The sequence below is a fragment of the Paenibacillus sp. Y301 genome, assembly GCF_059445505.1.
The window spans coordinates 14,416-37,612 of sequence record NZ_JCAIUL010000018.1 but is presented as its reverse complement, the minus strand read 5'-3'; the positions used below and the strand labels follow the sequence as shown (position 1 = coordinate 37,612).

At 43.1% G+C, this 23,197-nt stretch carries 20 protein-coding genes; 19 read left to right on the top strand and 1 reads right to left on the bottom strand.

All coding sequences use genetic code 11. The annotated features are described in order from the left end of the window. Positions 1-47 precede the first annotated feature (47 nt). The 15 genes from secA to AC1D69_RS22085 all read left to right on the top strand — a co-directional run bounded on the left by secA (position 48) and on the right by AC1D69_RS22085 (position 16,864). Positions 48-2,555 (top strand): preprotein translocase subunit SecA, encoded by a 2,508-nt coding sequence (secA, locus tag AC1D69_RS22155; protein ID WP_495458300.1) that lies wholly within the window; start codon positions 48-50, stop codon positions 2,553-2,555. A 192-nt stretch (positions 2,556-2,747) separates the two neighbouring features. Further along, positions 2,748-3,864, top strand: a protein-coding gene (gene prfB / locus AC1D69_RS22150) for a peptide chain release factor 2 (RefSeq protein ID WP_495458299.1) whose coding sequence is annotated in 2 segments (ribosomal slippage) — positions 2,748-2,819 and positions 2,821-3,864 — 1,116 coding nt in all. Because the reading frame shifts where the segments join, the coding sequence is not laid out codon by codon here. A 115-nt stretch (positions 3,865-3,979) separates the two neighbouring features. Beyond that, complete coding sequence (locus tag AC1D69_RS22145; RefSeq protein ID WP_495458298.1) at positions 3,980-4,867, top strand: YitT family protein; 888 nt, start codon at positions 3,980-3,982, stop codon at positions 4,865-4,867. Positions 4,868-4,998: 131 nt separating this feature from the next. Continuing rightward, complete coding sequence (gene argC, locus AC1D69_RS22140; RefSeq protein WP_495458297.1) at positions 4,999-6,054, top strand: N-acetyl-gamma-glutamyl-phosphate reductase; 1,056 nt, start codon at positions 4,999-5,001, stop codon at positions 6,052-6,054. Between the two features lie 16 nt (positions 6,055-6,070). Beyond that, positions 6,071-7,297, top strand: coding sequence for a bifunctional glutamate N-acetyltransferase/amino-acid acetyltransferase ArgJ (argJ, locus tag AC1D69_RS22135; protein WP_495458296.1), 1,227 nt, complete (start codon positions 6,071-6,073; stop codon positions 7,295-7,297). Positions 7,298-7,465: 168 nt separating this feature from the next. Beyond that, positions 7,466-8,236 (top strand): acetylglutamate kinase, encoded by a 771-nt coding sequence (gene argB / locus AC1D69_RS22130; protein WP_495458335.1) that lies wholly within the window; start codon positions 7,466-7,468, stop codon positions 8,234-8,236. 129 nt (positions 8,237-8,365) lie between these two features. Then, positions 8,366-9,628, top strand: a complete 1,263-nt coding sequence (gene argD, locus AC1D69_RS22125; RefSeq protein WP_495458295.1) for an acetylornithine transaminase — start codon at positions 8,366-8,368, stop codon at positions 9,626-9,628. Between the two features lie 91 nt (positions 9,629-9,719). Then, positions 9,720-10,676, top strand: coding sequence for an ornithine carbamoyltransferase (gene argF / locus AC1D69_RS22120; RefSeq protein ID WP_495458294.1), 957 nt, complete (start codon positions 9,720-9,722; stop codon positions 10,674-10,676). An 87-nt stretch (positions 10,677-10,763) separates the two neighbouring features. Next, positions 10,764-11,996 carry an argininosuccinate synthase gene (locus AC1D69_RS22115; protein ID WP_495458293.1) on the top strand — a complete coding sequence of 411 codons (1,233 nt, stop codon included), beginning with the start codon at positions 10,764-10,766 and terminating at the stop codon, positions 11,994-11,996. A 406-nt stretch (positions 11,997-12,402) separates the two neighbouring features. After that, complete coding sequence (argH, locus tag AC1D69_RS22110) at positions 12,403-13,824, top strand: argininosuccinate lyase (protein ID WP_495458292.1); 1,422 nt, start codon at positions 12,403-12,405, stop codon at positions 13,822-13,824. Between the two features lie 191 nt (positions 13,825-14,015). Continuing rightward, the gene (locus AC1D69_RS22105; protein ID WP_495458291.1) at positions 14,016-14,675 is read left to right on the top strand and encodes a YhbD family protein; all 660 of its coding nucleotides are present in this window, start codon (positions 14,016-14,018) and stop codon (positions 14,673-14,675) included. Continuing rightward, entirely contained in the window at positions 14,656-15,381 is a 726-nt protein-coding gene (locus AC1D69_RS22100; RefSeq protein WP_495458290.1) for a polymer-forming cytoskeletal protein, read from the top strand. The genes AC1D69_RS22105 and AC1D69_RS22100 overlap by 20 nt, the downstream gene beginning before the upstream one ends. Positions 15,382-15,411: 30 nt before the next feature. Next, on the top strand, positions 15,412-16,155 hold the full coding sequence (locus AC1D69_RS22095) for a hypothetical protein (RefSeq protein WP_495458289.1): 744 nt from the start codon (positions 15,412-15,414) through the stop codon (positions 16,153-16,155). 31 nt (positions 16,156-16,186) lie between these two features. Further along, entirely contained in the window at positions 16,187-16,342 is a 156-nt protein-coding gene (locus tag AC1D69_RS22090; protein WP_495458288.1) for a hypothetical protein, read from the top strand. A gap of 240 nt (positions 16,343-16,582) precedes the next feature. Next, the gene (locus tag AC1D69_RS22085; RefSeq protein WP_495458287.1) at positions 16,583-16,864 is read left to right on the top strand and encodes a pentapeptide repeat-containing protein; all 282 of its coding nucleotides are present in this window, start codon (positions 16,583-16,585) and stop codon (positions 16,862-16,864) included. A gap of 140 nt (positions 16,865-17,004) precedes the next feature. Here AC1D69_RS22085 and AC1D69_RS22080 read toward each other — a convergent pair whose 3' ends face one another. Then, the gene (locus AC1D69_RS22080) at positions 17,005-18,444 is read right to left on the bottom strand and encodes a VanW family protein (RefSeq protein WP_495458286.1); all 1,440 of its coding nucleotides are present in this window, start codon (positions 18,442-18,444) and stop codon (positions 17,005-17,007) included. Between the two features lie 204 nt (positions 18,445-18,648). Between AC1D69_RS22080 and ftsE the strand changes: the two genes are divergently transcribed. The 4 genes from ftsE (at position 18,649) to AC1D69_RS22060 (ending at position 23,191) form a co-directional block, all read left to right on the top strand. Then, positions 18,649-19,335, top strand: coding sequence for a cell division ATP-binding protein FtsE (ftsE, locus tag AC1D69_RS22075; protein WP_495458334.1), 687 nt, complete (start codon positions 18,649-18,651; stop codon positions 19,333-19,335). Further along, complete coding sequence (ftsX, locus tag AC1D69_RS22070) at positions 19,325-20,239, top strand: permease-like cell division protein FtsX (RefSeq protein WP_495458285.1); 915 nt, start codon at positions 19,325-19,327, stop codon at positions 20,237-20,239. Before ftsE ends, ftsX begins: the two co-directional genes overlap by 11 nt. Positions 20,240-20,321: 82 nt before the next feature. Next, the gene (locus AC1D69_RS22065) at positions 20,322-21,605 is read left to right on the top strand and encodes a murein hydrolase activator EnvC family protein (protein WP_495458284.1); all 1,284 of its coding nucleotides are present in this window, start codon (positions 20,322-20,324) and stop codon (positions 21,603-21,605) included. 113 nt (positions 21,606-21,718) lie between these two features. Continuing rightward, complete coding sequence (locus AC1D69_RS22060) at positions 21,719-23,191, top strand: S41 family peptidase (protein WP_495458283.1); 1,473 nt, start codon at positions 21,719-21,721, stop codon at positions 23,189-23,191. The last annotated feature ends 6 nt before the right edge of the window (positions 23,192-23,197 follow it).

The following is a 23,197-nucleotide window of genomic DNA, read 5'->3' as shown; positions in this document are numbered from 1 at the left end:
GTTATGAAGTTGGTTCTACCATCTGTATCAAACGAAAGGGGTTAACCATGCTAGGACTTGTCAAAAAAATCTTCGGCGACACCAACGAACGTGATGTCAAACGTCTTATGAAGACGGTCGAACTAATCAACCAAATGGAACCAGAATATGTGGCACTCTCGGATGAACAACTGAAAAGTAAGACAGAGGAATTTCGTGCTCGTCTTGAGAAAGGTGAAACCATAGATGAATTGCTTCCTGAAGCATTTGCTACTGTGCGTGAGGCGTCTAAGCGTGTGCTTAACATGCGGCACTTCGATGTACAGTTAATCGGAGGTGTTGCACTTCATGAGGGCAGAATTGCAGAGATGAAAACGGGTGAAGGTAAGACACTCGTAGGTACACTTCCTGTGTATTTGAATGCTTTGTTGGGTCAAGGTGTGCATGTTGTCACAGTTAATGATTATCTAGCACAACGGGATAGCCAACAAATGGGAATTATATATGAATTTTTAGGTATGACGGTCGGAGTTAACTTGAACGGCATGGACCATGCGGAGAAACAACAAGCTTATGCTTGTGATATTACTTATGGTACGAATAATGAGTTCGGTTTCGATTACCTACGTGATAATATGGTGCTTTACAAAGAGCAAATGGTACAACGTCCACTCTACTTCTGTATTATAGATGAAGTGGATTCAATCCTCGTTGATGAGGCTCGTACGCCTCTAATTATTTCAGGACAAGCTGAGAAATCAACGGAGCTCTATTATGCAGCAGATCGCTTCGTGAAGCGTCTGGTGGCAGAAGAAGACTATACTGTGGACATTAAGGTGAAGTCCGTTGCTCTTACTGAAAAAGGAGCAGCAAAAGCGGAGAAGGCTTTCGGTATTGAGAACCTATATGATCACGCTAATGTAACGCTGAATCATCATATTGTACAAGCTTTGAAGGCAAATGTGATTATGCGTCTGGATGTCGACTACGTTGTAGCTGAAGAAGAAGTTATGATTGTTGACGAGTTCACAGGGCGCCTAATGGCAGGTCGTCGTTATAGTGATGGATTGCATCAAGCGATCGAAGCCAAGGAAGGTTTGGAAGTACAGAACGAAAGTATGACGCTTGCTACGATTACGTTCCAGAACTATTTCCGTATGTATCGTAAGTTAGCGGGTATGACAGGTACAGCGAAGACAGAAGAAGAAGAATTTAAGAAGATCTATGGTTTGGAAGTTCTTCAAGTGCCAACGAATAAGCCCAATCAACGTCAAGATATGCCAGATATCGTGTATAAGAGCGAGAAGGGCAAATTTACAGCGGTTGTTGAGGAGATTACTGAACGGCATAAGAAGAACCAGCCTGTATTGGTAGGTACGATATCTATCGAGAATTCAGAGCTGGTGTCTGAAATGTTGAAACGCAAAGGCGTTAAGCACCGCGTTCTAAATGCTAAATACCATGCCGAAGAAGCAGAAATCGTCTCACAAGCAGGCCAAGCGGGTACGGTAACGATTGCCACGAACATGGCAGGCCGTGGTACTGATATTGTGTTGGGCGATGGCGTGTCAGAAGTTGGCGGATTGCATATTATAGGTACAGAACGTCATGAATCTCGTCGTATTGATAATCAGTTACGTGGACGTGCTGGACGTCAGGGTGATCCTGGTTCTACTCAGTTCTATTTATCACTTGGTGATGAATTAATGAAACGTTTCGGTGCTGACAATGTTCTGAATATGATGGATCGTCTTGGATTTGAGGAAGATCAACCAATCGAGAGTAAGATGATAACACGTGCTGTGGAATCCGCTCAGAAACGTGTCGAAGGAAACAACTTTGATGCGCGGAAGAACGTATTACAATATGATGACGTCATGAACCAACAGCGTGAGATCATCTACAAGCAACGTCGTGAGATTCTTGAGTCTGAGAATATTAAGCAGATCGTTATGGAAATGCTTAAAAATGTTGTAGACCGCGTAGTGGCTGCACATTGTGTGGATGATATTCCTGAGAACTGGGAGCTTCAAGAGGTAGCAGATTACGTGAATAGTAAGTTATTGGACGTTGACTCTATTACTCGTGATGACCTATGGGGCAAGGAATTAGAAGAAATCGTTGATTATATATTTAACCTTGTTGAAGCTAAATATAATGAACGTGAAGAGCGTATCGGTGCTGAATTAGTACGTGAGTTCGAGAAAGTAATCGTGCTTCGTTCTGTAGACAGTAAGTGGATGGGTCATATTGATGCCATGGATCAGCTTCGTCAAGGGATTCATTTACGCGCTTATGGCGGTACAGATCCATTACGTGAATATCAATTTGAAGGCTTCGAAATGTTTAATGAGATGACTGCGAACATTCAAGAAGAAGTCGCAACTTACATTATGAAGGCACAAATTGAAGGTAATCAAGAGCGTCAATCCGTTGTTGATGAGAAGAAAGTATCAACAAATGGTGAACCTGCCGAGAAGAACCCTGTTCATGTCGGTCAGCAGATTGGACGTAACGATCCATGTCCATGTGGTAGTGGTAAGAAATTCAAACAATGTCATGGACAACAATCTTAAGAAAAGTGAATTTACCCCAAATGATGGAGTGAAGTGCACTTAATAACTCCCTTAAGCTAAGGAGGTTCTACAGTTGAGATCATTCTCCACGGGAGATATGGTTATATGAACTGGTGCCTTCTGGTTTGAGGGAGTTTGTGATAATAAAGAACACTTAGCTGTTCTACTTGATGAAGAGGTGACGAGAACATTATGATCGATCCGAACATAAAGCATGACTTACGTGAAATGAGTACGAAACTTACTAATCTTAGGGGGTCTCTTTGACTTAGATCTTAAGCAGGAGATGATATCGAACTTTGAGGAAAAGATGTCCGCACCTGATTTCTGGGATGACAGTGACAAGGCTCAAGCATTAATAACTGAGCTAAATGGTGTGAAGTCTTCCATAGATGAATACGAGAAGCTTCAACGCGAGTTCGATGATGTCGAGATGATGGCTGAACTTGCAGATGAAGAGGAAGAAGAATCGTTATTTGCTGAGATTGCAGATTCTACGGCGAGTCTTAAGAAAAAGTTAGATGAATTCGAACTAGGGCTGCTCCTGAGCGAGCCTTACGATAAAATGAATGCCATTCTAGAGCTTCATCCTGGTGCAGGGGGGACGGAGTCGCAAGACTGGGGAGAGATGTTACTCCGAATGTATACCCGTTGGGCAGATAAACGTGGGTTCAAAGTTGAAACGATGGACTATCAAGCGGGTGATGAAGCGGGTATTAAGAGTGTTACTCTTTTAATCAAAGGCTTCAATGCTTATGGTTACCTGAAAGCGGAGAAAGGTGTTCATCGGCTAGTTCGCATTTCACCATTCGATTCTTCAGGAAGACGCCACACCTCATTCGTATCATGTGATGTGGTTCCTGAGATCACAGAGGATGCTGATGTAGAGATTCGCACAGAGGATTTGAAGATTGATACCTATCGTGCCACAGGTGCAGGCGGACAGCATATCAATACAACGGATTCTGCAGTACGAATAACGCATATTCCTTCTGGAGTGGTTGTAACAAGCCAGGCCGAACGTTCTCAGATTAAGAATAGAGCTTGGGCAATGACAGCCCTTCGTTCAAAGTTAGTAGAACGTAAGCTCGAGGAACAACGCAAAGAGTTGGCTGAAATCCGAGGGGAACAATCGGAAATTGCGTGGGGTAGCCAGATTCGCTCCTATGTATTCCATCCCTATAGTATGGTAAAGGATCACCGTACTTCCGTAGAGACGGGGAACATTGGTGCAGTAATGGATGGGGATATCAATCTATTTATCGATGGGTATTTACGTAGTCAACTTAAAGTTGTAGAAAGTGAATAATCATATTGGAATTCCTACACGCTATACGTGTAGGAATTTTTTGCGGATAAGAACAGTTTCATAAGTAACATATCAGAGTATATGGGAGTTAAAATGGAGAGGAGAACAACATAGAATGGCACAACAAACACGTGATCGGAAATTTCGGAATTTGATTCCCTTGAAGGGTCCAGTAAGGCATATGATAGACACTTTATTCATAATTATCGGGTCTTTGATTATATCCATAGGATTTAATCTGTTTTTTCTACCGAATGGGATTGCTTCAGGAGGAGTATCCGGGCTATCCGTTCTAGCCCAATCATTGTTAGGATTAGAACCTGCATTTACGCAATGGGCTTTGAATATTCCTTTATTTGTACTGGGTTTTCTGTTATTAGGTACTAACTATGGTATTCGTTCTTTATTAGGAAGCGTGGTCTTGCCTTTATTTGTATTCCTTACAAAGGACTGGCCTATTCCAACTGCGAATCCTTTACTTGCTTCTATATATGGTGGAATCTGTGTTGGACTCGGAATTGGACTTGTATTTCGTGGAAGAGGATCTACGGGAGGGCTGACGATTCTAGCTCAGGTGATTCAGAAGTTAAGCGGTCTTAGTTTCTCTTTATGCGTAGTGTTATTAGATGCCACAGTTATTATACTAGCCGCGTTTGTTATGTCTATGGAACAGGCTTTGTATGCCCTAGTTGCCCTTTATGTAACTGGAAAAGTCATAGATGCGGTAGAGTTAGGATTTAATTATACGAAGGTCGCGTATATTATCTCAGATTATACAGATGAGCTTACCCAAGTCATTCTGAATGATCTAGATCGTGGATTAACTAAACTCAATGGCCAAGGAGGATACACGGGAGATAATCGGACGGTTCTAATGGTTGTTGTAGGACAGAATGAAGTAACACGATTGAAGACGTTGGTTCAATCCGTTGACCCGGGTGCTTTTGTCATTATTAGTGATGCACATGAGGTTCTTGGAGAAGGGTTCACTAGAGCATTATAGAATGGGATGAATGAGCGGAATCTCCTGAAGAATAGTCATAAGGTATTGTATTTATATTTACTCGGACGTATAATAATACATAATTATGAATGGTATCGATCAAGTGAGGTTGGAGAGGGGAACAGGGGATAATGACAGTAGATTCTAAGGTAAGAGTGGCCATCGTTGGTTCTACAGGATACGGTGGAGTAGAATTAATTCGTTTGTTACAGGGGCATCCTCGTGTGGATATTACCTCTGTCATTTCAACTTCAAGTGCGGGAGTTCCCATTAATAAGGGCTTTCCACATTTAACGAATATTATTAATCAAGATCTGGATGATCTCGACATACAGAGTATAGCGCAGAAGGCTGACGTTGTATTTACGGCTACACCATCTGGCATTAGTACTCCGCTGGTTCCTCAGCTACTTCAGGCAGGGCTTAAGGTGATTGATTTATCGGGCGATTTCCGTATAAAAGATGGAGAAACATACGAGCAGTGGTATAAACATCCAGCAGCGGATCCACGCTACGTTGAACAGGCTGTATACGGACTGAGTGAAGTATTTGGTGAAGAAGTCGTAGGTAAGGACTTTATTTCTAATCCGGGATGTTTCCCGACAGCTACGCTACTGGGCCTTGTTCCCGCAATCGTTGCAGGGTGGATCGATCCATCGACTATTATTATTGATGCTAAATCGGGTGTATCTGGAGCGGGACGTGGAACAAACCTAACCGTACATTACGCAGAGATAAATGAGAATCTTAGAGCATATAAAGTGAATAGGCATCAGCATATTCCCGAAATAGAGCAAGTATTAAGTGAACTGACAGGTGAGAAGGTTACGATCACGTTTACGACGCATCTTACACCAATGACGCGAGGCATTATGAGTACGATGTATGCCAATGTCATAGGGGAACATAGTCAAGCTGATTTTGTTGATTTGTACCGTCAGTATTACGAGGGTCGCCCATTTGTGAGAGTTCGAGACGAAGGGGTATGGCCTGCGACGAAAGAAGTAACGGGATCTAATTTTTGTGATATGGGACTTCTCCTAGATGATCGAACAGGAAGAATTACGATTATTTCAGTGATTGATAATATCGTGAAGGGTGCTTCGGGCCAAGCGATTCAGAATTTGAACCTGATGATGGGATGGGAGGAAGATCTCGGCTTACGTTACACACCTGTGTATCCATAAGTAGAGGCAATCAACTATGGAAAAAGAGAATTTTACCGCTATAGATGGCGGTTCAATTATAACGCCGAAGGGTTTCTCCGCAGGCGGTGTCCACTGCGGATTAAAGAAGACGGAGCGCCATGATATCGGCGCAATCCTATGTGAGGTGGATGCCACAGCGGCGGCTGTGTATACCACCAGCGTGTTTCAAGCGGCTCCACTGAAAGTGAGCCGCGAGAGTCTTGTCGACGGCAAGTTGAGAGCCGTCGTAGTGAATAGCGGCAACGCCAATGCATGCACAGGCGAGCAAGGCGAGGCCGATGCATATGCTATGCGTGCAGCGATGGCGAGTCACCTTGGCGTAGCGGAGCAAGATGTGGCTGTCGCATCGACAGGCGTGATCGGTGAGCTACTCAAGATGGACTGCGTGAACGCAGGCATTGCGGCATTGCCTGCGCGACTGAGCAACAGTGTGGTGGGAGCGGAAGATTTCACACAAGCCATTCTTACCACGGACTTAGTGAAGAAAGAAGCTTGTGTATCTGTCTTAGTCGATGGCAAAGAGGTCGTTATTGCCGGAGCTGCAAAGGGATCTGGGATGATTCATCCCAATATGGCCACGATGCTAGCTTTTATGACGACAGACGCGAATATTGAACAAGTGGCACTGCAACAATTAATGCGACAAGCTACAGATCTGACGTTCAATATGATTACCGTAGATGGGGATACAAGTACAAATGACATGTTAATTACGATGGCAAGTGGACTTGCGGACCATAACACACTGAATACGTCTCATCCTGACTGGGATGCTTTTGCTGAGGCATTCACATATGTCTGTCAGAAGCTAGCCATGGCGATTGCACGTGATGGTGAAGGGGCTACTAGACTAGTTGAAGTTGTCGTTCAAGGAGCCGTAAGCGATAGTTCGGCAAGTGTCATTGCGAAGACCGTTGTAGGCTCAAGTCTAGTGAAGACTGCGATATTCGGTGCGGATGCGAACTGGGGACGGATTATTGCTGCTGTAGGGCGTGCAGGGGAACCTGTAAATCCAGAGCAAGTAGATATCCAACTAGGATCGATTACGGTGCTTAAGGCTTCACGCCCTGTTGGGTTTGATGAAGAAGAAGCGTTAGCCTATTTAAAAGGTGACACAGTACGTATATTCGTAGACTTGCATGGTGGAAGCGGGAAAGCGACTGCTTGGGGTTGCGACTTAACATATGATTATGTACGGATTAATGCAGCGTATCGAACGTAAGGTTAGATATAACTATTTTTGACGATTAGGCATTCTAGTAGATTAGCAGGTTCTACTGATTGGTAATGAGAGGGGAATTTTTGCATGGGAACGAAATTGGGAGGTCATGGGGAAGAAGGGATTCAAGTGGAGCCTATCCACAATGTTCAGATTCAAGGTAGTTTTGTGATGAAATGTGGAGGGAGTACACTTGCGGCATTGCCGGATTCTTTCTTTCATGACCTTAGACAATTACAGCAGGACGGAATACAACCTGTCATCGTTCACGGAGGTGGGCCAGCTATCTCAGATAACCTTGCGAAACTTGGCATTGAAAGTGAATTCGTTCATGGGTTGCGTAAGACAACGGAGGATGTCCTTGATGTGGTGGAAATGGTGCTATCCGGTAGCATCAATAAACAGATCGTACGTCGTATTCACAATGTGGGTGGGCGTGCATGGGGGCTCTCGGGCGTAGATGGTTTACTTATTCAAGCGAAACCCGTTGCGAACAGTGCTGAAGTAGGCTGGGTTGGCGAAGTGACCCATGTGGAAGCCACTCTCATTCAAGGTGTACAGGACATGGGCTATATTCCGGTGATTGCACCGATTGGTATTGATCTAGTAGGTCAACGCTATAACATCAATGCAGACACGGCTGCAGGCGCAGTTGCTTCGTTCTTAGGAGTTCATCGTATGATTGTTGTAACAGACGTTCCAGGAATTATGAAGACAGTGGATGGTGAGAAAGTAGTACTTCCTTCGGTTAGCATACAAGAGATTCATGACATGATCGACACAGGTGAAATATACGGCGGCATGATTCCGAAAGTTCGAGCAGCCATGAACTGCATTCATGGAGATGTTCAAGAAGTCGTTATCGTGGACGGAAGCGAACCGCAAGTTCTTAGTCGTGTTATGCAAGGGGAGATCATCGGAACTCGGATCGTCCAGATATAGAATGTAGTTTTTAAAAAGGTAATGAAGATCGAGTACCCTATAGTGCGGTCACAGTTATACAGTACTTATTTTTAAATTGTGCTTAGTTAGAAATCATATGAATAGATAGATTGGAGTGAAGATAAAGCGATGGGAAATGAAATGGATCAGCAGAAACAGGTTGGAAATACAGGAGTAGTAGAGTCTGGGGCAGTGGGAGCAAAGAGCCAAACAACGAGTTCGTTGTTTCCTACGTATGCTCGATATCCGATCAGCTTGGTTAAAGGGGAAGGCAGCTGGTTGTGGGATGATCAAGGAAATAAATATTTAGATTTCATGAGCGGGTTAGCGGTTACGAACTTAGGTCATGCTCCTAAGAAGGTAAAAGAAAGACTGAAGCAACAACTAGATGAGCTGTGGCATGTATCTAACTTGTTCCAGATTCCGAATCAGGAGAAGGCAGCTTCTCTACTGACATCCATTTCATGTGCAGATGCTGTATTCTTCTGTAACAGCGGTGCAGAGGCGAATGAAGCTGCTATTAAGCTTGCCCGTCGCTATCATCAGAAGGTCAAAGGAACAGGACGTTATGAAGTGATTACGTTCAATCAATCTTTCCATGGACGGACTTTAGCTACACTAACAGCAACGGGTCAAGATAAGGTGAAGGAAGGCTATTTGCCACTCCCAGCTGGGTTTAAGACGGTTCCATTACATGATATAGAAGCATTGAAGGCAGCTGTAACGGATCAGACGGCAGCGATTATGATCGAGATGGTTCTTGCTGAAGGTGGCGTTCATCCCGTTCAACCAGAATTCTTGAAGGCTGTTGCTGAACTATGTAAGCAAGAAGGATTGTTGCTTATCGTTGATGAGGTCCAGACGGGAATGGGACGTACGGGGAAATGGTTCGCTCATGAACATTACGGAATCGAGCCAGATATATTCACGGTTGCTAAGGGGATTGCGAGTGGATTCCCAGCAGGTGCTATGTTAGGTAAGGAATATTTGCGTGAAGCATTTACGGCAGGTAGCCATGCAACCACATTTGGAGGTACGCCGCTTGCAACAGCTGCAATCATAGCTACGATCGAGACAATGAAGGAAGATGACATTCCGGAACGTGCCGCTAAGATGAGTGAATATCTATTTGCAAAATTGGATGAAAAGTTATCGGGAAATCCTTTTGTAAAAGGAATCCGTGGATTAGGCTTACTGGTGGGTATCGAGTGCGAGGAACCCGTTGCTAGCATTGTGCTGGAAGGGCAGAAACGCGGACTCTTGTTCGTTAATGCTGGACCAAATGTTATTCGTCTATTGCCTAATTTATACGTAACCGAGCAGGAAATTGACCAAGCTGTAGCCATTGTAGCAGATCTAATTCACGATCATACTGCGGTTAAGAATATCTAATTCATTGAACCTGTAGCTCATGGGACGATAACGAATATAACTTTTTCATGCCCAATATAAGCCGTATTAGTATTAGAGGAGGGTTTACCGCATGACGCAGAGTGAGACGCAACAAACGATAGATTTAAAAGGTCGTGATTTCATCGAATTGGATGATTTCACAACAGCGGAGATTCAATATTTAATCGATTTGGCGATTGACATAAAACACAAACAGAAGAATGGAGAGGTGTACCAACCTCTCAAAGGCAAGACGATCGGACTTATTTTCGAGAAATCTTCCACACGTACGCGGGTATCTTTTGAAGTCGGAGCGTTTCAGTTAGGAGCCCATGCCCTCTTCTTAAGCAAGAATGATATCCAACTTGGTCGTGGAGAGATTATTAGTGATACGGCTCAGGTGTTATCTCGTTACTTAGATGGGATGATGATTCGGACATTTGGTCATGAGAATGTGATTGATCTGGCTCGATATGCTACTGTACCTGTTATTAATGGACTTAGCGATCTTGCGCATCCTTGCCAAGTGCTGGCCGATTATCAGACGATATATGAGCACAAAGGAACACTTCAAGGACTGAAACTCGCTTATGTAGGTGATGGTAATAATATGGCACATTCTCTTATGATTGGTGGCGCTAAACTTGGCGTTCATGTCTCTGTCGCAACACCAGAAGGGTATGAGCCAGATGAGTCTGTCGTGAAGGATTGTCTTGAAATTGCTTCTCAGACTGGCGCTCAGATCGTGGTTACACGGAGTCCACAAGAAGCAGTGCAAGATGCAGATGTGATCTATACCGATGTATGGGCTAGTATGGGATTTGAAGAAGAGCAGAAGGTGCGGGAGGCCGCATTTAAAGACTATCAAGTAGATGAGAAGTTGGCTAAGGGTGCTAAGAGTGACTATCTATTTATGCATTGTTTGCCAGCACATCGTGGTGAAGAAGTGAGTGAAGGCGTCATTGATGGAGCGAATTCTGTTATTTTTGATCAAGCAGAGAACCGCTTGCATGCACAAAAAGCATTGATGGCCGCGTTGATGGGATAAATGATTCATAGTATGATTAGTTAATGGATTGAATTAATATGCATGATAGAATTTTATATATGGATTTAGGGAAGGGATGTTATAGGTATGGCAAAAGAGAAAATAGTACTTGCTTACTCAGGCGGACTCGATACATCGATTATCCTGAAATGGCTTAAAGAAACATATGATGCGGAGATTATTGCTTTCACAGCAGATATCGGTCAGAAGGAAGAACTAGATGGCTTGGAGGAAAAGGCACTAGCTACAGGCGCATCCAAAGTATATATTGATGATTTACGTGATGAATTTGCGAATGATTTCATCTATCCGATGTTCCAATCAGGTGCATTGTATGAAGGTCAATACTTATTAGGTACGAGTATTGCTCGTCCGTTGATCGCTAAACGTATGGTGGATATCGCACGTGCTGAAGGGGCAACGATGATTGCTCACGGAGCAACGGGTAAAGGGAATGACCAAGTCCGTTTCGAGCTTGGTGTGGCTGCACTTGCGCCTGATATCAAGGTGATTGCTCCATGGCGTCTAGAAGAATTCCGTAATGATTTCCCAGGACGTGCTGAGATGATTGCTTATGCAGAGAAATATGGCATACCGGTTACGGCTTCGGCTGCGAAGTCTTATTCAATGGATCGCAATTTATTGCATATTAGCTATGAAAGTGGCGTGCTTGAAGATCCTTGGTTCGATGCAAGTACACCTGAGAATAAAGATATGTTCTTACTAAGCGCATCTCCTGAGGATGCACCAGATGAAGCGGAATATTTGGTGCTTGATTTTGAACAAGGTGACTGTGTAGCGCTGAACGGGCAGAAATTAACACCCCTTCAGGTTATGGAGCAACTGAATGAGCTTGGTGGTAAACATGGGATCGGCCGTGTAGATATGGTGGAGAACCGTTTCGTAGGGATGAAGAGTCGTGGGATCTACGAGACACCAGGTGGAACCATTCTATTCACAGCTCATCGCAAAATGGAGTCCATCACGATGGACCGTGAAGTTATGAACCTGCGTGATAGTCTGATCACTCGTTATAGTACGTTAGTATACAACGGCTTCTGGTTCGCACCAGAACGTCTTACGCTTCAAGCATTGGTAAAAGAGAGCCAGAGCAATGTAACAGGTACGGTACGTGTTAAGTTGTACAAAGGAAATATTATCGCAGCTGGCGTGAAGAGCCCAGTTAGCTTGTATAATCCAGACATCGCAACGATGGAAGCTGATCCAACACAGGCTTACGATCAAGGGGATGCAACAGGATTCATTCATCTGAATGCATTACGCTTGAAAGTAGCAGCTGGTGTACAACAGAACAAATAATTAGGGCACTAAACATAATTATCAGTAATTAGAGTAAGCAATGGATGATGTAAGAAGTAGCGAAGAGGACGGAATTGTCTTGTAGAAGCGTAAGCGTTCGCCTACAAGCTTTCAGTATGAAAGCTACATCGGAAGCATAAGCTTGCCCTCAGATTTCAACCGCTATAAGCGATATACAATCAAGAAATCGGAGGGCAACAGCGATCGTAAGGGCAATCCGTCATCGTAGCGATCGTCGTACTCGACTGTTTATCAAGTACTAGTTATAGTGGTGAGTCATAATTAGAGTTTAATTAAAGAATATTTAGAGATTAATAATAGATGTAATTAGGCAGTCATTGGCCGTTCCTTTGTCCATTCACGAGAAGGGGCGGCTCTCTGTTGTCATAAGAAGGGAGCACATATCATGAGCAAATTATGGGGAGGGCGCTTTACGAAGCAGACCAACCATTTGGTAGAAGAATATACGGCTTCCATCGGGTTCGACCAAGCACTTGCAGAAGAAGACATTCAGGGTAGCTTGGCTCATGTAACGATGCTTGGCAAATGTGGTATTGTTCCGGAGGAAGATGCAGAGACGATACGTCAGGGATTGAAGAAAGTATTAGCCAAAATACGTTCTGGTGAGGTTGTGTTCTCTGTCTCGGACGAGGACATCCATATGAATATTGAGAAGAATCTCATTGATGAGATTGGACCTGTAGGCGGAAAGCTACATACAGGACGTAGCCGTAATGATCAAGTGGCTACGGATATGCACTTGTATTTACGCAAACGTGTTGTAGCCCTAACGGCTATGTTGCAAGAACTACAGGCTGCACTGATTACCCAAGCGAAAGATAATGTCGAAACAATCGTACCAGGATATACGCATTTGCAACGAGCGCAGCCTATTCTTTTTGCCCATCATTTGATGGCTTATGTATCGATGTTCGCAAGAGACGCTGAACGTCTAATGGATAGCTACAAGCGGATTAATGTGCTTCCTCTTGGTGCAGGTGCACTTGCAGGTACGACGTTCCCAATAGATCGCCATTTCGTAGCAGAGCAACTTGGGTTTGATGGGGTGTACGAGAACAGTCTAGATGCGGTAAGTGATCGCGATTTCATCGTTGAATTCTTGGCAAATGCATCACTCATTATGACACATCTGTCACGGTTAAGTGAGGAACTGGTCCTGTGGAGTAGTACAGAGTTCAGCTTCGTTGAGCTTGATGATGCATTCTGTACAGGAAGTAGCATTATGCCACAGAAGAAGAATCCAGACGTGCCAGAGTTAGTACGTGGTAAAACAGGTCGCGTATACGGAAATCTAATGGGTTTACTTACTGTATTGAAGTCCCTACCTTTAGCTTACAACAAAGATATGCAAGAAGATAAAGAGGGTATGTTCGATACGGTGGGTACGCTTGAAGGCGCACTTCAATTGTTTGCTCCAATGATTGCGACAATGAAAGTGAACAAAGGCCGGATGCGTGAAGCGGTGAATAAGGACTTTTCAAATGCGACTGATATTGCTGACTTCCTCGTTGGAAAAGGCATGCCTTTCCGTCAAGCACATGAGGTTATCGGAAAAACCGTTCTATATTGTATTCAGAACAATAAGTACCTTTTGGATCTCACACTTGCAGAATTTCAACAGTTCTCTGAATTGTTCGATGATGCCATCTATGATGTGCTTCAACCGGAAGCGGTTGTGAACGCTCGTAATGTGTATGGTGGAACTGCAACGGTACAAGTTGTTGCTGCGATTGAACGTAGTGAGAGTGCCCTTCAGTCTGCGAAGAAGTGGGTAGAACAGCACGACGAGGAGTCGTATCTAGCTTAATTACTAATAGATATATATGACCTATAATTACCTTTAGCTCGATCTAAGCACAATAGAGATAAACGAAGAGCCTTCTATCCACGGATGTACCGTGGGTTTGAAGGTTTTTTTTAGTATGAAGAAGTGGCAAGTTGGTAAAACTGATTTACAACGTAACAATGTTATGTTACATTGAAAAAGAAGGGGAGATTATGATGGATGACGACTTAATATCTAAAAAAGAACTTCTAGAGATCACCGGAATCTCTTACGGGCAACTTTATCGTTGGAAACGGAAAAACCTAATCCCGGAGGAGTGGTTTATACGTAAGTCTTCGTATACGGGTCAGGAAACTTTTTTTCCTAGGCATAAAATCATTTCCCGCGTAGATAAGATTATTAATATGAAAGATGGCCTTTCGTTAGATGAGCTTGCAGATGTGTTCTCACCTAATGCAGGAGAGACGTCTCTTCCGGTGACAGAATTAATTGAGCGTAACATTGTGTCGGCGCTTACGTTAGAGCTATACGTTGAACTTCGAGGGCAGCAAGATGATTATACTTTCGACAATATCCTGTGCATTTACATACTAGAGAAGTTACTTCAGAGCGGTGAGTTATCGCGAGAGGATGGAGCATTACTCGTTAGTACGATGGAAGAACATTATAGTAAGTTGGCTGGACAGAACGGAGAGCTGATCCTTATACGCAAGATGGGGGTATCCGCCGTATTTCTTACCGAGTCAGCTGATCATTTGTACTTCGACAAAGGGGTGAAGTGGGTGATCCGTTTGCCACTTGCACCGAATATTGAAGAATTGAAATTGAAGATGAGTGAGAGAGGGTTAGGAGATGGAGAAGCAACAGACTAGGAATGATCTGAATATATCTGGGATGGGACGTACCGGTGGAGGTTTATATAAGAACGTTAGAATTGATGGGATGGGTAAGATTGGTGGGGACATCGATTGCTTAGAGTTCATATGTAACGGGACTGTTGGGATCGAGGGTGCGCTACGTGCAGATTCAATAAATGTTAATGGGACAGCAAAGGTAAAAGGACCCGTAACATTGAAGGCGATGGTCATAGGTGGAATGTCTACTTTTGAAGACCATGTTCAGTGCCGTTCTGTCGCCGTCAACGGAAGAGTATCTATGAATAAGAGTTTGAAGAGTGACAGCGTGGAAGTAGATGGCATACTGAAGGCGAAGCTGGATGTGCAATGTGAGGCCTTTTTGGTCAAGGGACAATTTAAGATCGATGGATTGTTGAATGCGGATCGAGTGGATATTAAGTTACATTGGCCTTGTTCAGCACAAGAGATTGGTGGAGAGCACATTGTCGTGAGGAAATGGAAGAACCTGCGATTCTGGGAACAACTTCGTCATGGGTTCTCGTCCCAACTGAAGGCACAGATCATTGAAGGCGACCATATTGATCTAGAGTATACAGAGGCGGATACCGTTCGCGGAAATGATGTGAGTATTGGTCCTGGTTGCGTAATTCGTGTAGTGGAATATAAGAATTCTTTCCATCAAGACCCTGAAGCGAAGATTGGATCTTATGTGAAAGTATAAGAGATATATGTGATAAAAGGAGGGACTTCAATGAATAAAAGTGAATCTAGCCTTGATTTAACATTGTTAAATGATTTGAGAATTACAGGCAACGGAAGCTCGAGTGGAGGCCAATATAATAAAGTCAAAATTATGGGAGATAGCCTCATTCACGGAGACGTGGAATGTACTCTTTTTAAATGTATGGGGAATACAACGGTTGAGGGATTTCTCAAATCAGAAAGTGTGAACTGCCAAGGAAATATGAAGATCCTACAAGGAATGCAAAGTGAGGAAATTTCCATTCAAGGAGAGCTTGACGTGCAAGGAGAGTTAACTGCCCAATTGTTGAAGGTGAATGGGGAGGTTCGTGTAGAAGGTAATTTAAATGTGGAAAAGATAAAGGGACAAGGGACCTTGTCTATTTCAGGTGACTGCCAGGGAGAAGAAGTGATGATCCGAGGTTCAGTGGATATTGGCAACATGTTAAACGGGGAAGTCATCGAGATCAAACTATATGGTCCTAGCCGTGCGCGTGAGATTGGCGGAGGTAAGATTACCATAACGAAAGCCATAACGATTCCTCTAATCGGTAAGTACTCTCCAGGCGCTTACGGCGCAATGCAGGCAGATAGCATTGAAGGAGATGAAATTCATTTGGAGAATACAAAGGCCTCGGTAGTACGTGGACGGAATGTGTATATTGGGGCTGGGTGCCAGATCGGCCTAGTGGAGTATAAGGATGTATATAAAATGGATAACGGAGCTGAAGTAGGACAAAATAATAACATATAGACCAATGAACGAGCGAAGGAGATGTTGAATTATGAAAGTGATCATATCCAAAATGGAAGCATTGGGAAAAGGGGTCTGGGACGATATCATCATCCTATTCGGATTGGATAAGGAGGCTGAATTTTGGCCTACAGAGGAATTCATCCTATCCGAGGAGCAAGCCAAGCAGCTCGGAATAATTCGCTAAGCGATAATCACAACACATATCCTCACAAAAATAAACGACGATCCCCATAGGAGCTGCCGTTTATTTGTCGTTTTCTACTTTGTGAGTGCTTGTTAGATTAACAGTCTCTCGAGTTTTATTTATCACAATAAGGGGCGCCCTATTGGTAACGCTGAGGATGCCTTCGAGGATGCCCTAGAAGTTGTCCATGAAGTTGCACTAGCAGCTGCTCTTGAACTTTACCTTGAAGTTACCTTAGAAGTGTTCACTCTCAAGTGTTCGCTCTCGAAGTATTCGCTCTCGAAGTATTCGCTCTCGAGGTATTCGCTCTCAAGGTATTCGCTCTCGAAGTGTTCGCTCTCGAAGTGTTCGCTCTCGAAGTGTTCGCTCTCGAAGTGTTCACTCTCAAAGTGTTCACTCTCGAAGTTGATCTTGAAGCTGATTTCGAAGTTACTTTACCATACAAAGCGCATCGCATTGTATGCATCCCTAATGCAAAGGTGTGTTGTATCCACTGGAGAGCCGATAGGCGAACGCCTTTAAAACCGGAAAATCCCCCTTCCGCACCATTCGAATCACATTTTCTGGTTTTAACAGCGGCGGAGGGGGATACAACACATCTCCAATTTTCTGGTTTTAACAGCGGCGGAGGGGGTTACAACACATCTCTTACAACGCACCGCTTACAACATGCCGCTCACACCATCTTCAATAATACTCTTCTCCTTAGGCACAATAGGAACGACGTTATCCGTCTTGTTCTCAGGGTGAACACCAATCAGTGCCTTCTGCGGAAGATAAGTGTCGCGGGAGATACGCTTTCGTTCCTTGATGACACCATCGACCTTTTTGATCTGATAGGTATCGATGATATAACCAACTTTCCCTGTCTGTAATACCTCTTGCCCTCCAACAGGGAGAGTTAAATTCTCTACATATTTGTTGGTAGGCGTAAGGGTCTCTACCGTATGCGATTCAATGTCGTATTGAACATTGGTAGGGAAAGTACCGAAGAACTTAACCGTGAGTGTCTGATCTTGCACAATAACGTGTATCAATAAATGCTCACCTGTATTGTTTCGAAAGCGAAAATTGATGGATCCTGTAGCGAAAGTGGCATCTTGTCCCTTAGGCAAGTAGCGAACAGGAAGGGAGTGGTTTCTCCGTTCTAGAATGTCCATCCCCATACGAATGGCTGCGCTGTAAATGGTACTCGACACTTGGCAGATCCCACCGCCTATCCCAGGAACAAGCTTTCCATTCAGAATGACCGGTGCCTCTTGAAATCCGTATGTATCCTCTGCTAAGGCTATAATTTTACCGTAATCAAACACATCTCCCGGTTTCAATACCATTCCATCCGTAGCTTGAGCTGCTGAATTTACATTAAACAACCTACCTTCACTACTGGAGATTAAAGATGTCGAGAATTCCATGATTTTGCGTTCGATGCCTTCTTTTTTCAAATCTAGAACGGTAATTTCGGGACTCACTAAGATGAATGGAAGCTCTAATGATAATGCATGGGTAGAGGGATGCTCTAGTGGAGTGAAATCCTTTGGAATTAAGGCTCCCATCCGAGTTGTCAGGGTGTTCCAATCTAATTGATAGGCTGATACTTCAGGGATATATACAACACGATCTTCGGATGTAATACGCCGTGTAGCATTCACGGGAGTATCCAAGTGTTTTTCTTCCCATGCCTTGTTAAATTTTGATTTCATTGGAGAGGGATTCCAGTGTGTTGAAATCGAGTAGTTTTTTTCAAAATGCCAACGATATAATACACGCTCTAACAAGTTCCCTTCCTGTAGTTTCAATATAGAATCGCGAAATGTTTCAACCTCGTACCGTACACCAGCCTCAGTAAGTGTCCATTCTTGATCAGGAATATCTAGATTCTTCATAGAGATATGCAAAGGAATCTGACCAAGTTGTTGAAGTTTTGAATCGAGTTCTTTCAAGACATCGGTAGTTTGCATCCCTCCTACAGACCAACCAGATAGTTGTACTCCTTTAGGAATTGTATCCTGACTTACATAAAGATTACATAATCCAAAGAAAATGGATCCTGATAGGACAAAAGAGATCATAATAATTAAGGAAAAATGAACTTTTTTCATAGGTGCACCTTCTCTTACTTCGTCTTAGTCATTATTCAAGCACTTTCCTATGTATATGTGAGAAAAATAGGAAAAATTCAGGTACTCAAAAGGTAACAAGTTTGTTACAATAAATATTAGTGATGAAATATCAAGATTATTAAAGGAAATATCCGGAATGTGTCGAAATAATATTGTCTGATTATGGAACTGGGAAGTGATAATGTGATTGAAATGCAAGATGTATGGAAGACCTATAAGAATGGAACTCATGCCCTACAAGGTGTCTCTGTAATGATTGATCGTAACGAGTTTGTGTATGTTGTCGGACCATCTGGTGCAGGTAAATCGACATTTATGAAGTTAATCTATAGAGAAGAAGTACCAACGAAAGGCCAACTATCTATTAATGGTTTTAATATTGGTAAGCTACATCAAAGCAAGATTCCTTATATTCGACGGAATATCGGTGTTATCTTTCAGGACTTTCGTCTTCTACCTCGTATGACGGCTTATGAGAATGTAGCCTTCGCGATGGAAGTTATAGAAACACCGAGTCGAGTAGTTAAGAAGCGTGTTATGGAAGTGTTGGATCTTGTAGGACTCAAGAATAAAGCTGGACGTACACCCGATCAGCTCTCTGGTGGGGAACAGCAACGGATCGCCATAGCAAGAGCTATCGTGAACAATCCAGCAGTCATTATAGCGGACGAGCCAACAGGAAATTTAGACCCTGAGACATCATGGGGGATTATGCAGTTACTTGATGAGATTAACTTCGGAGGTACAACGATCGTTATGGCAACTCATAATAAGGATATCGTGAACAGTATGCGCAAACGAGTCATTGCAATTGAGAAGGGAAAGATCGTTAGAGACCAATTGAGAGGGGAATATGGATATGAGTTTTAACACCTTCTTGCGGCATCTCAGAGAAGGGTGCAAAAACGTATTTCGTAATGGTTGGATGTCTATAGCTTCCATTACTTCCATTGTGGTCTCTCTTTTCGTTCTTGGTGTATTTATTTTATTAGTATTTAACGTCAATCAATTAGCAGATGAAGCGGATAGTCAGGTTCAGATCAAAGTATATTTGAATCTTGATGTAGACCAGGCCATGCGCAATAAGATTAGCACAGAGATCGGTCTCATGCCTGAGATTAGTAAAATCACATTTATATCTAAAGAACAAGGGTTGAAAGAATTTAGTGAGAGTTTAGGGGAAGATGGAAAGGCGCTACTTGAAGGATTCGACAAGGATCATAATCCGCTACCTGATACATTGTCGGTGGAAGTTACGGAGGCTACCACAGTAGCTCATGTGGCGGACAAAATTAGTGCGCTGAATACCACGATTCCAGAGACTCCAATTATGAAGGTTAAATATGGTGAAGGTGCTGTTGAGAAATTATTCAAGATTACTCGTGCCGTACGTAACATTGGATTCATATTTGTCGCGGGTCTTGCCATCATGTCCATGTTCCTCATATCGAATACGATTAGAGTTACAATTCTGGCACGTCGTCGTGAGATAGGTATTATGAAGTTGGTTGGTGCAACGAACTATTTCATCAGGTGGCCATTCGTTATAGAAGGTGCTCTTATTGGAGGAATTGGATCGTTAACCACTGTGGGGCTTCTTTTCATGGGATACCAACAACTGATAAATGCATTCAGTGGGGATGTTACCCTCGGATTAATATTGCTTCCACTATCAGATGTATGGCTATTTTTAAGCTTCCTACTGATTGCGATAGGACTACTGATTGGCATCTGGGGAAGTACCGTTTCCATTCGTAAATTTTTGAAGGTATAGCTGAGAATCACGAGCTTCTTTGATGGCCAACGTTGACGACATATATACATTGTAGAATTCAGAAAAGGATGGCGAACGTAATTTGAAAAAATTCACCCTAATCATAGCAGTTATAATGGTGGTAACATTCATATTCCATCCTATAGATGGTTATGCCAAAAAGAAAACAGTAAGTGACATTGAACATGAATTAAAGGTTCTACAGGAGCAAGCAAAGGTTGCAAGGGTGGAACAGGAAAAGGCTGCTACGCACAAGCAGGAAGCACAGCATTATAAGAATAAAACAACCGAATATTTGCAATCGGTAATGGAGCAAATCGAGACTGTTAAGAATCGGCTATCACAGATTACCAAACTTATTAATGAGACAAAGGAAAGCTTAACATTAACAGCTACAGAGCTTGATGCTGCAGAAGAACGTATCGCTGTTCGGGAAGTTATGCTTGAGTCTCGTGTAAGATTGATGTATACAGATGGGTCTATTTCTTATCTTGAGGTGTTAATGTCCTCTAGTAGCTTCACTGACTTTCTTGATCGAGCGGATTCACTAAAGATGATTGTGGATCAGGATCAAGACTTACTTGTCGAGCATAAAAAGGACAAGAATACTGTCGTTGAGAAGCAGAAGGAGTTAGAGTTACAATATGCCAAGGCTGAATCGCTCTATTCAGAAATGGAATCGCAGAATAGCATACTAAGTGAGAAGGTAGCGGAGAAGAAATTCTTAATCGCTGAGTATGATAAAGAGATTAATCAATCTGACGAGTTAACAGAAGAGCAGGAGTTGAAGCTCGTAGCTCTTGCGAGAAATCGATCAGCTTTATTACAACAGAAGAATACGTTGGTTGCTGAGGAAGCAGCACGTGCCAAAGCTGCGAAGGCAGCAGCCGCTAAAGCTGCGAAGGCAGCGGCTGCCAAAAAGAAGTCCAGTACCCGATCGACATATACAACATCTACCTTTAGCGGTAATGGTGGTCCATTACTAATGCCGGTAGGAAGTGCACGTATTTCTTCTGGTTTTGGTAGACGAACTCATCCTGTAACAGGTGAAGTTGGGAAGATGCATACCGGTGTTGACTTCGCAGTAGGACAAGGAACATCAGTTCATTCCGCAGAAGCAGGAACCGTTATTTTAGCTGAGTGGTACAGTGGTTATGGGAATGCTGTCATTGTTGACCATGGTGGTGGTATGTGGACATTATATGGACATCTTCGTAATGGCGGTACTAATGTTAAAGTTGGTGACCGTGTAAGTCGCGGTGAAAAAATTGCTGAATCTGGATCGACAGGTCAGAGTACGGGACCCCATTTACATTTTGAAGTACGTATAAACGGTAATAGGGTTGACCCAATGCCTTACCTATAATAATCTAAATCTCATGCTATTATTATAAATATTCCAACCCTTTGAAACATATACTAGGTTGGGCACAATATAGTTGGCGTTGGTCTGACATGAAAAGGGCGGTGAATACAACAATGTTAAAGAAACGTACAGCTGCATTATTGGTGGTAGTTGCTCTGATCTGTGGTAGTCTGCTGACGCTATTCCTGAGTAATGGTAATAGCTATGCAGGACAGGCTAATAATGGCGAAGGCTTACTTGCAAGTATTGCATCCAGCGAAGGTCTGAAGTCAAAAGAAGCTGAGAAGATCGGAACGGCACTTGATCTCATCCAGGGGAACTACTATAAGGATATTGATCGTAGCGCCTTGGTTGATGGAGCTATTAATGGAATGATGGAGGCATTATCTGATCCTTATTCCACTTATATGGGACAAGAGACTGCACAACAATTCGAGGAGTCAATTGAAGGCTCGTTTAGTGGAATTGGTGCGGAAGTCTCTTTGAAGGATGGAAATGTTGTCGTAGTATCACCCATTAAAGGGTCCCCAGCTGAGAAAGCAGGCATTCGGTCTCAGGATATTCTCTTGTCTGTCAATGGAGAATCTCTTGCTGGTCTTGAATTAAATGCTGCTGTTGCAAAGATTAGGGGAGTCAAAGGTTCAACAGCTAAGATCAAGGTGAAACGTAATGGTGTAACGGAATCTGTTGAGTATGCTATTGTTCGTGATGATGTGGCCTTAGAAACGGTTAACGCTCATTTAGAGGATAATGGGATAGGTGTTATTGAGATTACTCAGTTCTCCCTAAATACAGCTGAAAGATTTAGGGAAGAGCTTTCGAACTTGGAGACCAAAGGGATGAAGGGACTCGTAATCGATGTTCGTAACAATCCAGGTGGAGTACTATCCGTTGTGATTGACATCGCGCAGCAATTCGTACCTAAAGGCGAGTTAATCGTACAGGTGGAGAATAAAGAGGGTAAGCGTGAGAAGAGCTTGTCAAAGGGATCAAGTAAATCGTATCCTGTAACATTACTAATGAATAAAGGTAGTGCAAGTGCATCTGAGATATTAGCAGGAGCATTACAGGATTCAGCAGACGCGATCCTAATAGGTGAGAATTCATTTGGTAAGGGTACGGTTCAGACGAGTTTTGATAAGCAATTAGGTGATGGAAGTCTACTTAAGATTACCATTGCGAAATGGCTTACACCTAAGGGTACCTGGATACATGAGAAGGGAATAAAGCCAAATATTGCTGTATCCCAGCCAGACTACTTCTTAGTAGCTCCTATCAATAAAGAGAAGACGCTAGAATATAATTCGAATAATGAAGATGTTAAGAGTGCGCAAGTGATGTTGAAAGGACTTGGATTTAATCCAGGACGAACAGATGGATACTTCGACCAAGAAACTAAGAGTGCTGTTGAGAAATTCCAAAGTAGTCAGAAGCTTAAGACGAATGGAATCATTGATGCTAAGACAGCAGAAGCCTTGGAAAGCGAGCTCATTAAACAGATTCAAGACCCAGTCAATGATATGCAAATGAAACAAGGGATTGCAGAAGTACAGAAGGAAATAGATGCTTTGGCGTCGAAGAAGTAAGAAGGC

What these genes read in the sequence shown, in the direction of transcription:
- AC1D69_RS22100 (WP_495458290.1), top strand. Translation starts at nt 14,656, where the DNA reads ATGGAGAAGCAACAGACTAGGAATGATCTGAATATATCTGGGATGGGA.
- argC (WP_495458297.1), top strand. Translation starts at nt 4,999, where the DNA reads ATGACAGTAGATTCTAAGGTAAGAGTGGCCATCGTTGGTTCTACAGGA.
- AC1D69_RS22145 (WP_495458298.1), top strand. Translation starts at nt 3,980, where the DNA reads ATGGCACAACAAACACGTGATCGGAAATTTCGGAATTTGATTCCCTTG.
- AC1D69_RS22095 (WP_495458289.1), top strand. Translation starts at nt 15,412, where the DNA reads ATGAATAAAAGTGAATCTAGCCTTGATTTAACATTGTTAAATGATTTG.
- AC1D69_RS22090 (WP_495458288.1), top strand. Translation starts at nt 16,187, where the DNA reads ATGAAAGTGATCATATCCAAAATGGAAGCATTGGGAAAAGGGGTCTGG.
- argB (WP_495458335.1), top strand. Translation starts at nt 7,466, where the DNA reads ATGAAATGTGGAGGGAGTACACTTGCGGCATTGCCGGATTCTTTCTTT.
- argJ (WP_495458296.1), top strand. Translation starts at nt 6,071, where the DNA reads ATGGAAAAAGAGAATTTTACCGCTATAGATGGCGGTTCAATTATAACG.
- argF (WP_495458294.1), top strand. Translation starts at nt 9,720, where the DNA reads ATGACGCAGAGTGAGACGCAACAAACGATAGATTTAAAAGGTCGTGAT.
- AC1D69_RS22105 (WP_495458291.1), top strand. Translation starts at nt 14,016, where the DNA reads ATGATGGATGACGACTTAATATCTAAAAAAGAACTTCTAGAGATCACC.
- secA (WP_495458300.1), top strand. Translation starts at nt 48, where the DNA reads ATGCTAGGACTTGTCAAAAAAATCTTCGGCGACACCAACGAACGTGAT.
- AC1D69_RS22060 (WP_495458283.1), top strand. Translation starts at nt 21,719, where the DNA reads ATGTTAAAGAAACGTACAGCTGCATTATTGGTGGTAGTTGCTCTGATC.
- argH (WP_495458292.1), top strand. Translation starts at nt 12,403, where the DNA reads ATGAGCAAATTATGGGGAGGGCGCTTTACGAAGCAGACCAACCATTTG.
- ftsX (WP_495458285.1), top strand. Translation starts at nt 19,325, where the DNA reads ATGAGTTTTAACACCTTCTTGCGGCATCTCAGAGAAGGGTGCAAAAAC.
- argD (WP_495458295.1), top strand. Translation starts at nt 8,366, where the DNA reads ATGGGAAATGAAATGGATCAGCAGAAACAGGTTGGAAATACAGGAGTA.
- AC1D69_RS22080 (WP_495458286.1), bottom strand. Translation starts at nt 18,444, where the DNA reads ATGAAAAAAGTTCATTTTTCCTTAATTATTATGATCTCTTTTGTCCTA.
- AC1D69_RS22115 (WP_495458293.1), top strand. Translation starts at nt 10,764, where the DNA reads ATGGCAAAAGAGAAAATAGTACTTGCTTACTCAGGCGGACTCGATACA.